At 57.4% G+C, this 14,072-nt stretch carries 13 protein-coding genes, 1 tRNA gene and 2 rRNA genes; 8 read left to right on the top strand and 8 right to left on the bottom strand.

Annotation, left to right across the window (positions count from 1 at the left end; genetic code table 11):
• Positions 1–186: 186 nt before the first annotated feature.
• The 3 genes from FMA36_RS03670 to FMA36_RS03680 are packed head-to-tail and all read left to right on the top strand — an operon-like array spanning position 187 to position 3,184.
• A complete protein-coding gene (locus tag FMA36_RS03670; protein WP_159260917.1) occupies positions 187–1,440 on the top strand; it encodes a hypothetical protein in 1,254 nt (417 codons plus the stop codon).
• A complete protein-coding gene (locus FMA36_RS03675; RefSeq protein WP_159260919.1) occupies positions 1,437–2,615 on the top strand; it encodes a hypothetical protein in 1,179 nt (392 codons plus the stop codon). The genes FMA36_RS03670 and FMA36_RS03675 overlap by 4 nt, the downstream gene beginning before the upstream one ends.
• Before the next feature lie 41 nt (positions 2,616–2,656).
• Positions 2,657–3,184 carry a hypothetical protein gene (locus FMA36_RS03680; RefSeq protein ID WP_159260921.1) on the top strand — a complete coding sequence of 176 codons (528 nt, stop codon included), beginning with the start codon at positions 2,657–2,659 and terminating at the stop codon, positions 3,182–3,184.
• A gap of 46 nt (positions 3,185–3,230) precedes the next feature.
• Here FMA36_RS03680 and FMA36_RS03685 read toward each other — a convergent pair whose 3' ends face one another.
• From FMA36_RS03685 to FMA36_RS03695, 4 genes are all read right to left on the bottom strand, one after another.
• Positions 3,231–3,764, bottom strand: coding sequence for a DUF2285 domain-containing protein (locus FMA36_RS03685; RefSeq protein WP_159260923.1), 534 nt, complete (start codon positions 3,762–3,764; stop codon positions 3,231–3,233).
• 1 nt (position 3,765) lies between these two features.
• On the bottom strand, positions 3,766–4,020 hold the full coding sequence (locus tag FMA36_RS19870) for a transcriptional regulator domain-containing protein (protein WP_167518006.1): 255 nt from the start codon (positions 4,018–4,020) through the stop codon (positions 3,766–3,768).
• A 304-nt stretch (positions 4,021–4,324) separates the two neighbouring features.
• Positions 4,325–5,005: a DNA methyltransferase gene (locus tag FMA36_RS03690; RefSeq protein WP_159260925.1), complete on the bottom strand. Its 681-nt coding sequence runs from the start codon at positions 5,003–5,005 to the stop codon at positions 4,325–4,327.
• A gap of 345 nt (positions 5,006–5,350) precedes the next feature.
• Entirely contained in the window at positions 5,351–6,265 is a 915-nt protein-coding gene (locus tag FMA36_RS03695) for a LysR family transcriptional regulator (RefSeq protein ID WP_159260927.1), read from the bottom strand.
• Positions 6,266–6,366: 101 nt separating this feature from the next.
• Here FMA36_RS03695 and FMA36_RS03700 point away from each other — a divergent pair, with 101 nt between their 5' ends.
• Entirely contained in the window at positions 6,367–7,161 is a 795-nt protein-coding gene (locus tag FMA36_RS03700; protein WP_159260929.1) for an NAD(P)H-dependent oxidoreductase, read from the top strand.
• 99 nt (positions 7,162–7,260) lie between these two features.
• On the opposite strand, the gene FMA36_RS03705 is transcribed toward FMA36_RS03700, so the two are convergent.
• Positions 7,261–7,986 (bottom strand): DUF2726 domain-containing protein, encoded by a 726-nt coding sequence (locus FMA36_RS03705; protein ID WP_159260930.1) that lies wholly within the window; start codon positions 7,984–7,986, stop codon positions 7,261–7,263.
• A gap of 107 nt (positions 7,987–8,093) precedes the next feature.
• Here FMA36_RS03705 and FMA36_RS03710 point away from each other — a divergent pair, with 107 nt between their 5' ends.
• From FMA36_RS03710 to FMA36_RS03725, 4 genes are all read left to right on the top strand, one after another.
• Positions 8,094–8,324, top strand: coding sequence for a hypothetical protein (locus FMA36_RS03710; protein WP_206065178.1), 231 nt, complete (start codon positions 8,094–8,096; stop codon positions 8,322–8,324).
• 101 nt (positions 8,325–8,425) lie between these two features.
• Positions 8,426–8,749 carry a type II toxin-antitoxin system HigB family toxin gene (locus FMA36_RS03715; protein ID WP_075631518.1) on the top strand — a complete coding sequence of 108 codons (324 nt, stop codon included), beginning with the start codon at positions 8,426–8,428 and terminating at the stop codon, positions 8,747–8,749.
• A complete protein-coding gene (locus FMA36_RS03720; RefSeq protein ID WP_159260934.1) occupies positions 8,739–9,119 on the top strand; it encodes a helix-turn-helix domain-containing protein in 381 nt (126 codons plus the stop codon). Before FMA36_RS03715 ends, FMA36_RS03720 begins: the two co-directional genes overlap by 11 nt.
• A gap of 27 nt (positions 9,120–9,146) precedes the next feature.
• Positions 9,147–10,844: a recombinase family protein gene (locus FMA36_RS03725; RefSeq protein WP_159263573.1), complete on the top strand. Its 1,698-nt coding sequence runs from the start codon at positions 9,147–9,149 to the stop codon at positions 10,842–10,844.
• Here the strand turns inward: FMA36_RS03725 and FMA36_RS03730 are convergent.
• From FMA36_RS03730 to FMA36_RS03740, 3 genes are all read right to left on the bottom strand, one after another.
• Positions 10,801–10,877, bottom strand: a tRNA-Met gene (locus tag FMA36_RS03730). The two genes, FMA36_RS03725 and FMA36_RS03730, sit on opposite strands and share 44 nt — an antisense overlap.
• Before the next feature lie 20 nt (positions 10,878–10,897).
• Positions 10,898–11,013: ribosomal RNA gene (rrf, locus tag FMA36_RS03735) — 5S ribosomal RNA — on the bottom strand.
• 114 nt (positions 11,014–11,127) lie between these two features.
• Positions 11,128–13,864, bottom strand: a 23S ribosomal RNA gene (locus FMA36_RS03740).
• Positions 13,865–14,072 lie beyond the last annotated feature (208 nt).

The following is a 14,072-nucleotide window of genomic DNA, read 5'->3' on the forward strand; positions in this document are numbered from 1 at the left end:
GACTAAATGACCCATCGGCTTTGGAGCGCTGGAATAGTTGCGGTTTCCAACTGTACCGCCTCCTTGGGAGATTGAAAAACGGGTGTCGGCACACTCCATGCCGTCGCTCCGCAAGCTGACTGATCATGCATTCCCTTTATGCTGGTAATCCTGTAATATTTAACCCTTACAGGTAGAGGGCGTGGGGTGGAAAAACAGACTACTGGCGCTTGGGTTGTTCATCACGGCCGTAAAGTCGCTGCGGACATGCGAGGGGCTGCCGAATTCAGCGCAATCGACTTGGCCGCTAAATCAGCGGGGCTTCTTGCCCGTCTTGGGGAAAGTGACGAAGCCACTTTGACTCCAGAGCAGGTTATCGCGGCTGCGAAAGTTGGTAATCTCAACCCCAAAACTGAGCTTTCAGCCTGCTTGGAACACCTTCAAAAGCGCAAGCTCATTGACCGTTCCTCTACTGGCGCCGTGTCCGTATTAGGCGTGAGCGGTTCCTCCGCGCTAATGCACGCTGCTGATCTTTTTGAAGACAACGAACCTGACAGCACCGAACGGGCTGCCATCACTTTAGCAGAACTATCCTCGCAGGCTCCGATCACCGCAATTGGTGCGATTGAGTTTCTTGGCGACACCCATAAACTCACCAAGGCAGATGCTACTGATTTCGTCCAGCAGGCATCACAGATCGGGTTTGTGGACGCGGAAGGTGAAGGTACGGACAGACTTCTGTTCAATGGCAACCTTTTCCGCCGTGATACAGCTGCCAAGGCAAAAAGAGTCATCGACTCCCTTAGTTCCGCTGAACAGAATAAAATCGTTGTATTCGATGCTGAATTGAAAGCGGCAGGCGCTGTAACAGCGGCGAATGCAATAAAAATACTCGGAGAGCCGTTATTTGCAAAAGTAAGGGCTGCAGCTCTTTACGACATGAATATCGTATCTAATGAGGCGGGTGACCATGTTTTCATAACGTCTCCAGGATCATTCCATAAATTCAGCAATCCGCTTACAGAAGACGCTTTTGACCATGCAAAGGCTCTTGTAGCAGCTTTGACCTATGGCATGACGCACAGTTCTGCCGCTCGGGGCCAGATTTGGGGAATTAACCTTCTTCTAGGAAAACTTATCCGAGGCGGTACTGTGGGGCCAGCCACTGCTATTGGCAACGATTATCGCGCACTTGAAATTGAACGTGTTGTCCAGACCGAACGCTCGGGCTATGGATTCAAGATGCGATTACTCAAACGCGAAGTGGGAGTCATTGCCTTAGAGGTATTGAAAGGCAGAAACGCGGCAGCGGCGGCATTAGAAACATTACCGAGCGCTGGGATGCGAAGTTATACCGCTCCAGAGGCAGCACGCGTCCGCTTGCGCAAAGGACAGTCACCCACGAGCCGAGCGCAAACCAGATCTCTTTTGAGTGCAGTCCGTGGCGGAGGCGGCCTATGAGCAGCAAACCAGCCAACGTATCCAAGAAAACTGGAAAAAAAGGCTTCGAGACCGAAGAAATCGTCCGTTCATATTTTTTGGGCGCTGGATTTTTCGTTGTGCGTGGCGTGAAGTTACGACATGGCGGCGACGAACTGACGGATATTGATCTCTGGCTTTATGAACGATCAGCAACGCTTGCTCGTCGCCGGATCATTATCGATATCAAGGATAATGCCCAGCCTAAAGCCGCCGAACGCCTGTTTTTTGTGAAAGGGCTGGCCGAGTTAATTCAGGTCGAAGCGACCGGCATTGCCACAAGCGACACACGCCGCTCGCTAAGAGAATTGGCGCGAAAACACAATGTATTGTGGATCGACAATGCTGATTTGCAAAGGCTGAAATCAAGCCAAAGGCTGACCGTTTCATCTCGCTTGTCAGATGAAGATCTCGGGGAATTAATTGCTAAAGTCGATACATCGCGATCTTCAAAAAATGTCCGTGATAACTTCGCATCTGTAAAATCCGCAGTTGCTGATCGTTTCGGACCATCCTGTGCGAATACAGCTATTGACGGGGCACAATACTTTGCCAAAATGTGTGTCGAAGCGCATCCTGGTTCGTTGCCCGCACAGGTCTTCACTCGGCTCACATATTTCAGTGCTGCCATCGCGGCCGCAGCACTTGATTTCACTTCTGGGGAAACGGCCTTGCGTCCCCATCATGACCGACTGGCCAACTTAACAGATGCAATCCGTTTTGGGGATGATCCGAAAGGCACCGTAGAAAAGCTGCGCTGGGCAGAAGCTGCTATTAGAGATTATGCCCCCAACGGTGCTGGTCTCGCTGAGATTATTCACAATCGGTTCAATGACGCGCTTAAATCCGTGCCCGCAGAAAGTCTAGCAGAGATTGTCGTGAAGATGACAAACTCTGAGCGTCTTTTCAATGCTGCACGAGATCTCGAGCAAGCGGCATTCTTGACCGATTGCCCGTCATTCGACGACCTTCCAATCGATGCCAAATCCTTCTTGGGTGCCGTACTAGATTTTATCGCTATCAATCGTGTTGTTTTCTCTCAGAGCTGGAAACTGGACAATCCTATTCCTGCCGCCAAGGAAGACGCTGATTCCGATTCTACATCGCCCTCATCGGAGGTAGTTGTACCTCCAATCGATGATGGCAAACTTTTATAAAGATGTCAGAAAAACCAAGAACTCAGGATACAGAACGCACAATGAAAGACGAAATCAAAAATAAGCTCGACGCGCTGTTCGTCGACGATACTAACCGCAAGATAAAATCCGAACAAAAGCGAAATATTGAAGCCGAGCAGCAAGCAGCATTTATTGAGCAATTCCGCGCGAAAACCGATGAGGTGATTGCACCTGCGTTTGAAGATTTTATCTTGTATCTTCGTCCAAACGGCTGGAATGGTTCGGTCCAACGTAAATCTGAAACGCCGACGGGCAATAACTATGGACGTGGCGTTACCTCTACGTCCAGTTCATTGGAACGTGTCTCTTTGGCGTTTACTCATGCCTCGCGTAACATTAAGGGCATTCATAATACTAACGAACCTCACTTCACGGTGATATGCGAAAAGGCCAAGCGTCTCGTAACCTTTCACGAGGCGACGCCTAGCCAGGCAGGCGGTGCGGGTTCTGCCAAACTAGACGACATCACGGCCGATTATCTCCATGAGAAGCTCGTTACCTATTTTAAGAAATTAATGCATGATGCCCGGCCTTATGATGAACGTTAAAGATACAAGACCAGAAAACGGAAGCGATCCCTTTCTTTATCTGACCTCAGCGCTCAGATAGCCGGATCGGATAGCGCAACAGGTCACGGTAGCCACCTCGAACATAATACCGCCCATCAGCAACAAGGCGACGAATCTGGTTTTTACGAGGATCATTTTCCCAATCGGCCTTCCTGCCTTCGAACCGGAGCAGAACCTCGGCGAGCTTGCGATAGCTCGCGCCAGCCGTCCGACCATCAAACGCCCTGAGCATCAGGATATGCCGGTCCCGTGTCTGCTGCGGAAAATCATGCGCCCGCCTGCCCTCAGATCGGCCGGCCAGCGCGCGCCATAAACGCAGCACGGCTTCCGCCCGAAGCTCCAGCAGCTTATCAAGCGGCAGGATCACGACATACGTGGCCTGCGCATCCGCTGCACGTGTCGGGAGCCAGAACTGATGCGTCGATCTGCCAAGCTGCCAGAAACCATGCCACGCATCATCGTCATCCAGCCGCGCAACGAGATCAGGTAATTCCGTCAGGTTGATCGGCATGACGGCCGGATCATCCGCATCTGCGAGAACCGTGCGCAGTTCGATCACGTCAGGCGAAAGTTCCGGTATCCAGAAGACAGGCGTGCGTCCGGCAGGCTGCGCCGGATCGACAGGGAAATCGCAAACCCCATCGTTCGGAAAAGGCTTTGCTACCCCTTGGCTTCGGAGCCGGAAGCATTTTCATTCGCTGAAACGCGCGACGGTAATCGTCATCACGTCGAAGATATTCCCAGGCCATGCCGGCGGCAGCAATGTCTTGTGCGTGTTCGTAAGCGGCCGGCGACTGCCAATCTGACATCGGCATCGCATTACCCTTCCTCTTGCGCCTGCTTGTGGCAGCAGGAACATCAGGATGCGCAATGGGAAGATTTTGTGCAGACTGTGTTTGGAGATATGTTGATCTCGTAACGTGATCGCACGATCGCTATATCGTTCTTCGCGTCTGCCAGAATAGTCCGCGAGCCGGGCACTCGCCCGGCGAGCGCCGCTTATTTTCCATCTTCCCGTCGCCGATCCGACTTCGCGGATCGGCGCAAATTTATGCGGACAGACAGGCCAAGAAAGGGGGCACCGCAGAACCGAATTGTCGGCCCTGCGACGTTCACTCCCTATGCTGCTATTTTCGTCGCCGCGTGCCAGGCCAAGCGCCGGGTCGCCGTTGCCGCGTGGTCTGCGTCCAGTTCCATACCCAGCCACTCGCGGCCGAGATGCTGCGCCGCCATCAGCGACGAACCCGAACCGCAAAACGGGTCCAGAACCAACCCACCAGCCGGACAGAACGCATCAACCAAGGGCAGCAGCGCCGCCACGGGCTTTTGCGTCGGGTGCAATTTATTCCCGGAATACGGCATGTCGATCACGTCCGGGATGGGCTTTGCGGGCGGTGTCACGTTGCCCTTTGCGAGTAAATACGCGCTTTCGTGTTCATACCGGAGGAAGCGGGAAGAGGACGAATAAGACTTGCGAAAGACGATATGCCCGACCATGCGGAAGCCGGCCACCTTCCAGGCATCCGCGAATAAGTCTATCCGGTTCCATCCGTAGAAGCTGACGGCAAACCCGCCCCATTTCAGGACACGGTGCATCTGGTTGAAGGCGGGCCGGAGCCAGCGCGCATTGTCGTCATTGCGAACCTTCCGCCCGTCCCTGCCCTGATAGTTCACCAGATAAGGCGGGTCGGTCAGAATGAAATCCACGGAATTGCGCGGCATTGCCCGCATCAGTTGCACGCTGTCGCCGTTGAGGATGGTATTGCGGAAATCGGTCGCCGTGGTGGTGTTGCCGGTCATCGTCTTTGCCCTTTGTTCCGCGAGGAACAGCCCCCGCTGTTCCTCTGCCTAGCGGCGAGCAGCGGGGTAGCAACGACAAGGGCGACCGATGGGGAGGGGTATCGCCCGGTCTGCACGGAGCGCAGCGCAGGAAGATCGGGGACACCCCATCGGGGCGGCGTCAGCCCGCTGACGCGCACCCTTGCCGGCGCGAGGGCGGAGCCCTTAGCCTGTTCCTGTCTTTTCGCCCCTCCTCACAGCCTCGGAAATGGCACTCCTGCGTTGCGACCGAACCATTTTTTCAGAAAGTCTGAAGAACAGAATAGCCTGTTTTGCGATACGTGAGATTTCACGGCCATCCGGTCATCAACGAATACCCGGAATTTCTCTGGCGCCTGACGTGAGGAATTCTATGCAGAGCCGAACCCGCGTCAAATTCGTCCGCTCCGGCGCAATCAGCATGCTCAGCGGCACGGACGGCAAGGTGTAGTCAGGTAGCACGGGCACGAGAGGACCATCCCGCAGGCAATCCTCCACCAGCCAGCGATGGGCCGGCCCGTAACCTCGCCCGGCCAGAAACGCGTCGCGCGCGGCCAGACCATGATCGACGACCAGACGGCCATGAAACGGCACGACATGGTTTCTACCTTCCGCGCTCCGCAGAACGAGTTGCTCCGAGCCCTGCACGCGTGACATCCGCACGCCCTCCCGGTTGCGCAGATCCTCCGGCCTCCGCACCGGGCCGTGACGGCGCAGCCATTCGGGCGACGCGACCAGAAGGCGCTCGCTCTCGCCCAGAGACCGCAGTTTCATCGCGCAATCGGTCAGGGGGCCGAGGCGGATAGCGATATCGACCCCCTCGCGCACCAGATCGACGCGCTCGTCCGTCAGCCCGAACTCGACCCGTATGCCGGGGTTCCGATCCTGAAACGCATAGATGAGGCGGCCGACATGCAGCACGCCCAGCGCGCCGGTGCAGGAGATGCGCACCGTCCCGGCCGTCGCCTGCCGCGTATCGCGCATTTCCTGGCTTGCCTGCTCGACGAGGGAGAGGATCTGCACGCAATGGGCGTAATAGCGGGTTCCTTCATCGGTCAGCGCGGTGCGGCGCGTTGTCCGCGTCAGCAGCGACACGCCCAGAGCCTCTTCAAGTTCGCGCAAATGCCGCGTGATGGTGGACGACCCCGCACCGGTTTCCCGCGCGACGGCTGCCAGATTGCCGCGTTCAGCAACACGCACGAAGGTCCGCATACGCTCCAGCGAGATCAGTGATTGTTCCATTTTTCGGCATTATGCCTTTCGTTCTCACCGTATGGGAGAACAGTAGCCTATCGACTAGCCTGGGCCGAACACGAAATTTCTTTCCATGGAAAGACACACTCATGAATATCCTGATCGTCTTCGCCCATCCCGAACGGCACTCTCTCAGCGGTGCCCTGCTCGATGTCGCCATCAGCGCGTTGCAGGCACAGGGCCATGAGGTCAGGGTATCCGACCTCTACGCCATGCGCTGGAAAGCGACGGTTGACCACTCCGACTTCCCGGACATTCCTGCGGACGAGCGCCTGAAAGTGGCTTCCGCGTCCTCGCGCGAATTCGCCGAAGGTGGCCTGACGGATGACGTGAAAGCCGAGCAGGACAAGCTGCGCTGGGCCGACACGGTGATTCTCCAGTTCCCGCTCTGGTGGTTTGCCATGCCCGCGATCCTCAAGGGCTGGGTGGATCGCGTCTATGCCTGCGGGTTCGCCTATGGTGTCGGCGAACACAGCGACCGCCGCTGGGGCGACCGCTACGGCGAGGGAACGATGGCGGGCAAGCGCGCCATGCTGATCATCACGGCTGGAGGCTGGCCGGAACATTATTCCGCGCGCGGGATCAACGGTCCGATCGACGATCTGCTGTTTCCCATCAATCACGGCATCCTGTTCTATCCGGGTTTCACCGTCCTGCCGCCGTTCGTGGCCTATAAAGTGGATCGACTGGATGACACGGGTTTCGACATTCTGGCGGAGCAGCTCCGCGAACGGATGCGGACACTGACAACAACGGCACCGATCCCGTACCGGCAACAGAATGGTGGCGATTATCAGATTCCCACCATGGAGCTGAAGGCCGGTCTGGAAGCACCCGGTACCGTCGGCTTTGCCCTGCATGCGGCGGTGACGACGCAGAAATAATCGCATGAGAGCCTATGATGCTTTGCGTAGCCATAACCATGACTATGGTCATAGGGGCGGTCCGGGCCGAAGTCTTCTGATACGCGTCCTGGCACTCCCTTAGCCTGTTTTTACCTTGAGAGCCGCCCCGGCGGCCTCGGAAATGGCAGCCATAATTTGCACCCTGGCCATCTTTTCGGGAATTTCGAGCAAAGGAATACCCGCCTTCTGCAAGGCCAGACGCTTCACCGCCATGCGGTCATCAGCATCGCCGGACAGGTCGTGGCCTGTGCCATGATATTCGATCACCAGAACTGGCAGTCCATAGCGATCAATCAGCAGGAAATCGACACGCTTGCCGCTATAGGAGCTGAAAGCCTGCTTCTGGCGCGGATCTTCCGGGTCGTAAGTCGTTCTGATGAACCCACCCATCGAGACCTCGAAAGCGAAACGCCAGTCGGTCTGATACGTCCTGATCCATTCGTCGAGCGCGTAGAGCACCTGCACAGCCTCCTTATTGACGGGACGGACGGCCCGCAGACTGCACTGACTGATGAAGTGTAACTGGTTTTTCGTGTTGGAGAGGTCGTTGTCCTGAAAATATTGCCGCCGACGCTCTGCGTCCTTCTTCTGATCGGCAGCCTGTGCTTCCAGCGTAGAAATTCGGCGACGCAAAGACGAAAGCTCTGTATCGCGCCCCGCGATCTGACGATCCAGACTCTGAAGTCGCGTGTTCCTCTCGGCTATCTGCTGCCCTGCCTGCGCCAGATCGGCCGTTGCGCGTCGCCCCCGGACGTAGAATCCGATAGCATATCCAATCGCCAGAAGAATGATCACCTTTTCCACGACCGATAAGTCTCCCTTTTCTGCGCGATCACCGCCGATTACCGCATGGACCGGCGCATGGTCTTCTCAAATCCCCTTGTCCTGTCCTTCATCGTTCCTGTCGCCCCATGACCGGGAAGGTGGACAGGATGGCACGCAAACCCGACAGAATCAGGATCGAGGTGTTCGGCCCCGCCAGTGAGGCGGAAACGGCCAAGGAGGCGTTCCGCCCCTCCAATGAGGCCATCCTTTCCCTCGCTCGCCTGATCGGCCGGCAGATGGCACGCGAACAGTTCGAGCGTGCCCGTGCATTGGAGAGGAAACAGGCCCGGCAGAACCGATCCGGTCCTGTGCGGTAGCCTCCCCTTCCCTGCTGCGTTTTCCCCGGCGAACGACCCCTCGCCGGGCAGTCGTGCATTTTTCTTGTGACCATTATGGTCTCGTGATATAAGGTCAGTCAATGAGGATCATCGCCCGACGCACGCTGAGAGAGTTCGTCGACAGTCTGGCGGGCCAGAAGGACCAGCCGGCCGTCAAGGCGGCGCTGGACGCCTGGTTCGCCGAAGTCGGCAGGGCCGCCTGGACAAGCACCGCCGATGTGAAGCGGCTCTACGCCACGGCCAGCATCGTCAGTGCCGAGCGGATCGTCTTCAACATCAAGGGCAATGCCTATCGCCTGATCGTGGCGGTCGATTTCGAGAAAAGCATCGTCTGGATCAAATGGATCGGCACGCACAAGGCGTATGACAGGATCGACGTGACGGAGGTGGAACATGACGGCTGATCTGAAGCCCATCCGCAACGAGGCGGATTACGACGCGGCACTCGACGAGGTCGGCCGGCTGTGGAGAGCGAAGAGCGGCACGCCCGATGGCGACCGTCTCGACGTTCTTGCGACGCTGATCGACGCCTATGAGGCCAAGCACCATCCGATCGACCCACCTGATCCGGTCGAGGCGATCCGCTTCCGCATGGAACAGCAGGGCCTCACCCGCAAGGATCTGGAGCCGATGATCGGACCGCGCAACCGGGTGGCGGACGTGCTGAACCGCAAGCGCGGCCTGTCGATCGACATGATCCGCCAGTTGCATGACGGCCTCGGCATCTCGGCCGAGGTGCTGATCCGGCCCAGCCGGATGGACAAGGTCGCCTGATAGGAAACACCACCCAAGGAACATCCCATGACCCGCGTCGCCCTGTATGCCCGCTACTCGTCCGACAACCAGCGCGACGCCTCGATCGAGGACCAGTTCCGCATCTGCCTCGAACACGCCAGGCGCGAGAAATGGAAGGTCGTCGGCGCCTATAAGGACGCGGGCATCTCCGGCGCGTCGATGATTCTGCGCCCCGGTATCCAGACCCTGTTGCAGGATGCCCAGGCCGGACGGTTCGACATCGTGCTGGCCGAGGCGCTGGACCGCATCTCCCGCGATCAGGCCGATGTCGCCACCCTGTTCAAGCACCTGAAATTCGCCGGCGTGCCGATCGTCACCCTCGCCGAAGGGGAGATCAGCGAACTGCATGTCGGCCTCAAGGGCACGATGAACGCCCTGTTCCTGAAAGACCTCGCCGCCAAGACCCATCGCGGCCTACGCGGCCGGGTCGAGGACGGCAAATCCGGCGGCGGGCTGTGCTACGGCTATCGCGTGGTCCGCCAGTTCGACGCCAAAGGCGAACAGATCCGGGGGGACCGCGAGATCGACGCGCATCAGGCGGAGATCATCCGCCGCATCTTCCGTGACTTCGCCGCCGGCATTGGGCCACGCGCCATTGCCAAAGCCCTCAACGACCAGGGCATCGCCGGCCCCGAGGGCAAACTGTGGAGTGACACCACCATCCGGGGCCATGTGAAGCGCGGCACCGGCATCATCAACAACGAACTCTATATCGGTCGCCTGGTCTGGAACCGCCAGCGCTATGTCAAAGACCCATCCACGGGCAAGCGCGTCTCACGCCTGAACCCGGAATCAGAATGGGTCATCACAGACGTGCCCGACCTGCGGATCGTCGACGACGCATTGTGGCAGGCGACAAAAGCCCGACAGAGCATCATCGCCGAGAAATACGTCAACGTCACCGAGGCCGTGCGGGCGCATCACAAGCGGAACCGGCTCAACGGCACCCGTCGCCCGAAATCCCTGCTCTCGGGTCTGCTGTTCTGCGGCCTGTGCGGCGGCCCCTACGCTCTGCGGGGTTCCGACCGTTTCGCCTGCTCGTCCCATGTCACCAATGGTTCCTGCACCAACAGCCGGACGATCCCCCGCCCTGATCTGGAGCGCCGCGTGCTCTCCGGCCTCAGGGACCGGATGATGGCGCCCGAGATCGCGGCCGAGGCCATGCGCGCCTATGCGGAGGAGACCAACCGCCTTAACCGCGAACGCCGGTCTAATGCCGATGTCTGGCAGGTGGAACAGGTGAAGGTCGAGAAGCAGATCCGGGGCATCATCGAAGCCATCAAGGAGGGCATGTTCCATCCCAGCATGAAAGCGGAGATGGATACGCTCGAAGCCCGCAAGGCCGAACTGATAGCCCTACTGTCCGACATCCCCGACGATGTGCCGGACCTGCTGCCGAGTGCCTCAGCGGTCTACGCCCGGAGAGTCGGCCGCCTCACTGATGCCCTCAACCGCCCCGAAGAACGGCTGGAAGCCGCCGAGGCGCTGCGGGCGCTGATCGAGAAGGTCGTGCTGACACCCGGCCCGAACCGGGGCGAGATCGACGCGATGCTGTATGGGGAACTGGGGACGATCCTGACTTGGATCGAGCGTCAAGCCATTGGAAAAGCTGAAAAAAGAAACACTCCCGGAGCTATGCTCACGGGAGTGTCGGTATCAGTGGTTGCGGGGATAGGATTTGAACCTATGACCTTCAGGTTATGAGCCTGACGAGCTACCGGGCTGCTCCACCCCGCGGTTGTGGGGGAGACTGGAAGACCTGGCGGCGACCGACTTTCCCGTGCCTTAAGGCACAGTATCATGGGCGCTGGGGGTTTTCACGGCCGAGTTCGGGATGGGATCGGGTGGATCATTCCCCGCCATGGCCACCAGGTCATCCAGTCTCCCCGGTATGGGGTTGGACTGGAAGTGGATGGGTTGGTGTGTATGATTTTGTGTTGAGAGTGGATGACTGCTGTGCATGTGTGTTGCCCTTTTAAGGGGCCTTGGAATGAGCCTATTGGGCGATTAGGACCAGTCAGCTGCACGCATTACTGCGCTTCCACACCTGGCCTATTGACGTGATGGTCTATCACGGCCCTTGGGGAGACCTTGTTTTGAGGTGGGTTTCCCGCTTAGATGCTTTCAGCGGTTATCCCGTCCACACTTAGCTACCCGGCTGTGCCGCTGGCGCGACAACCGGTGCACCAGAGGTATGTTCATCCCGGTCCTCTCGTACTAGGGACAAATCCTCTCAAGTCTCCAACACCCACGGCAGATAGGGACCGAACTGTCTCACGACGTTCTAAACCCAGCTCACGTACCACTTTAATCGGCGAACAGCCGAACCCTTGGGACCTGCTCCAGCCCCAGGATGTGATGAGCCGACATCGAGGTGCCAAACCTCCCCGTCGATGTGGACTCTTGGGGGAGATCAGCCTGTTATCCCTAGAGTACCTTTTATCCGTTGAGCGATGGCCCTTCCACGCGGGACCACCGGATCACTATGGCCGACTTTCGTCTCTGATCGAGCTGTCACTCTCACAGTCAGGCGGGCTTATGCCATTGCACTCGACAGCCGGTTTCCGACCGGCCTGAGCCCACCATCGCGCGCCTCCGTTACACTTTGGGAGGCGACCGCCCCAGTCAAACTGCCCACCATGCAGGGTCCCGGACCTGGCTAACAGGCCTCGGTTAGACATCAGAAACAGTCAGGGTGGTATTTCAAGGATGGCTCCACCGGAACTGGCGCCCCGGTTTCAAAGCCTCCCACCTATCCTACACAGAATGTCTCTGATGCCACTGCAAAGCTGCAGTAAAGGTTCATAGGGTCTTTCCGTCTGACCGCGGGTACCCCGCATCTTCACGGGGAATTCAATTTCGCTGAGCCGATGCTGGAGACAGCGGGGAAGTCGTTACGCCATTCGTGCAGGTCGGAACTTACCCGACAAGGAATTTCGCTACCTTAGGACCGTTATAGTTACGGCCGCCGTTTACCGGGGCTTCAATTCGGTGCTTGCACACCTCCTCTTAACCTTCCGGCACCGGGCAGGCGTCAGGCCGTATACGTCGTCTCTCGACTTCGCACAGCCCTGTGTTTTTACTAAACAGTCGCTACCCCCTGGTCTGTGCCACCCGCCGATGGTTGCCCACTGACGGGTCTTGCTTATCCCGAAGTTACGCAAGTAATTTGCCTAGTTCCTTCAGCATCGTTCTCTCAAGCGCCTTGGTATTCTCTACCAGTCCACCTGTGTCGGTTTCGGGTACGGTCTATATGCCAGAGCTATTTCCTGGAATACTCCAAAAGCCGGATCAATCCGATAAGACCCGACAACATATTGTATTCGTCACTTCTGGCAGGCCCGGGAATATTTGCCCGGTTTCCATCGACTACGGCTTTCGCCCTCGCCTTAGGGGCCGGCTCACCCTGCGCGGATTAACCTTGCGCAGGAACCCTTGGACTTTCGGCGACAGTGTTTCTCGCACTGTTTGTCGCTACTCATGTCAGCATTCGCACTTCCGATATCTCCAGAGAGGGTCACCCCGTCTCCTTCACAGACCTACGGAACGCTCCGCTACCGCGCATTCATAGAATGCACCCACAGCTTCGGCACGTGGCTTGAGCCCCGTTACATTTTCGGCGCAAGGTTTCTATTAGACCAGTGAGCTATTACGCTTTCTTTAAAGGATGGCTGCTTCTAAGCCAACCTCCTGGTTGTTTTGGAATCCTCACATCCTTTCCCACTTAGCCACGATTTGGGGGCCTTAGCTGGTGGTCTGGGCTGTTTCCCTCTCGACAATGGACCTTAGCACCCACTGTCTGTCTGCCGAGCTCATACTTCCGGGTATTCGGAGTTTGGTTAGGTTTGGTAAGGCTTTGGGCCCCCTAGCCCATCCAGTGCTCTACCCCCGGGGTAATACTCGACGGTCTACCTCAATAGATTTCGCGGAGAACCAGCTATTTCCGAGTTTGATTGGCCTTTCACCCCTAGCCACAGCTCATCCCCGACTTTTTCAACAGGCGTGGGTTCGGCCCTCCAGTGCGTGTTACCGCACCTTCAGCCTGGCCATGGCTAGATCACTCGGTTTCGGGTCTTCTGCCAGCAACTCGTCGCCCTGTTCAGACTCGCTTTCGCTGCGCCTACACCTAACGGCTTAAGCTTGCTGCAAACAGAAACTCGCTGACCCATTATACAAAAGGTACGCCGTCACCCCATAAGAGGCTCCGACTGCTTGTAGGCATTCGGTTTCAGGTCTATTTCACTCCCCTCGTCGGGGTGCTTTTCACCTTTCCCTCACGGTACTTGTTCACTATCGGTCACCAGGGAGTATTTAGGCTTGGAGGGTGGTCCCCCCATGTTCAGACAGGATTTCACGTGTCCCGCCCTACTCAAGGACTGTTCCTGACACTACGCATACGGGGCTATCACCCGCTCTGGCCGGACTTTCCATTCCGTTCTGCTTCTTCAAAAACAGCCACTGGCCTGTTCCGCGTTCGCTCGCCACTACTAGCAGAATCTCAATTGATGTCTTTTCCTCCGGGTACTTAGATGTTTCAGTTCCCCGGGTTCGCCTCATGTCCCTATGTATTCAGAACATGATACCCATCGCTGGGTGGGTTGCCCCATTCAGATATCCACGGATCAAAGCCTGCTCGCGGCTCCCCATGGCTTTTCGCAGCGTGCCACGTCTTTCATCGCCTCCTGGTGCCAAGGCATCCACCGAATGCCCTTATCGCGCTCATTGCCCACACATGCACAGGAGCCATCCACCCAAACCGCCAGTTCCATACATGATCGCTCACATAAAAAACCAGCAGATCGAGCAACAACACCCGCACATAAGAAAGTGCAGTGCATCAGCACAATCAACACATATTCATACTCGCTTGTGAACGCATCCGCCTTCATCGCTTAGCATGTGATACTCCAACTGCTTGGACCATCACACGGG

It is taken from the genome of Komagataeibacter xylinus (assembly GCF_009834365.1).
GTDB lineage: Bacteria > Pseudomonadota > Alphaproteobacteria > Acetobacterales > Acetobacteraceae > Komagataeibacter > Komagataeibacter xylinus_D.

Coding starts and splice junctions, on each gene's coding strand:
- FMA36_RS03675 (WP_159260919.1), top strand. CDS start 1,437: ATGAGCAGCAAACCAGCCAACGTATCCAAGAAAACTGGAAAAAAAGGC.
- FMA36_RS03680 (WP_159260921.1), top strand. CDS start 2,657: ATGAAAGACGAAATCAAAAATAAGCTCGACGCGCTGTTCGTCGACGAT.
- FMA36_RS19870 (WP_167518006.1), bottom strand. CDS start 4,020: ATGCCGATGTCAGATTGGCAGTCGCCGGCCGCTTACGAACACGCACAA.
- FMA36_RS03690 (WP_159260925.1), bottom strand. CDS start 5,005: ATGACCGGCAACACCACCACGGCGACCGATTTCCGCAATACCATCCTC.
- FMA36_RS03695 (WP_159260927.1), bottom strand. CDS start 6,265: ATGGAACAATCACTGATCTCGCTGGAGCGTATGCGGACCTTCGTGCGT.
- FMA36_RS03700 (WP_159260929.1), top strand. CDS start 6,367: ATGAATATCCTGATCGTCTTCGCCCATCCCGAACGGCACTCTCTCAGC.
- FMA36_RS03710 (WP_206065178.1), top strand. CDS start 8,094: ATGACCGGGAAGGTGGACAGGATGGCACGCAAACCCGACAGAATCAGG.
- FMA36_RS03715 (WP_075631518.1), top strand. CDS start 8,426: ATGAGGATCATCGCCCGACGCACGCTGAGAGAGTTCGTCGACAGTCTG.
- FMA36_RS03720 (WP_159260934.1), top strand. CDS start 8,739: ATGACGGCTGATCTGAAGCCCATCCGCAACGAGGCGGATTACGACGCG.
- FMA36_RS03725 (WP_159263573.1), top strand. CDS start 9,147: ATGACCCGCGTCGCCCTGTATGCCCGCTACTCGTCCGACAACCAGCGC.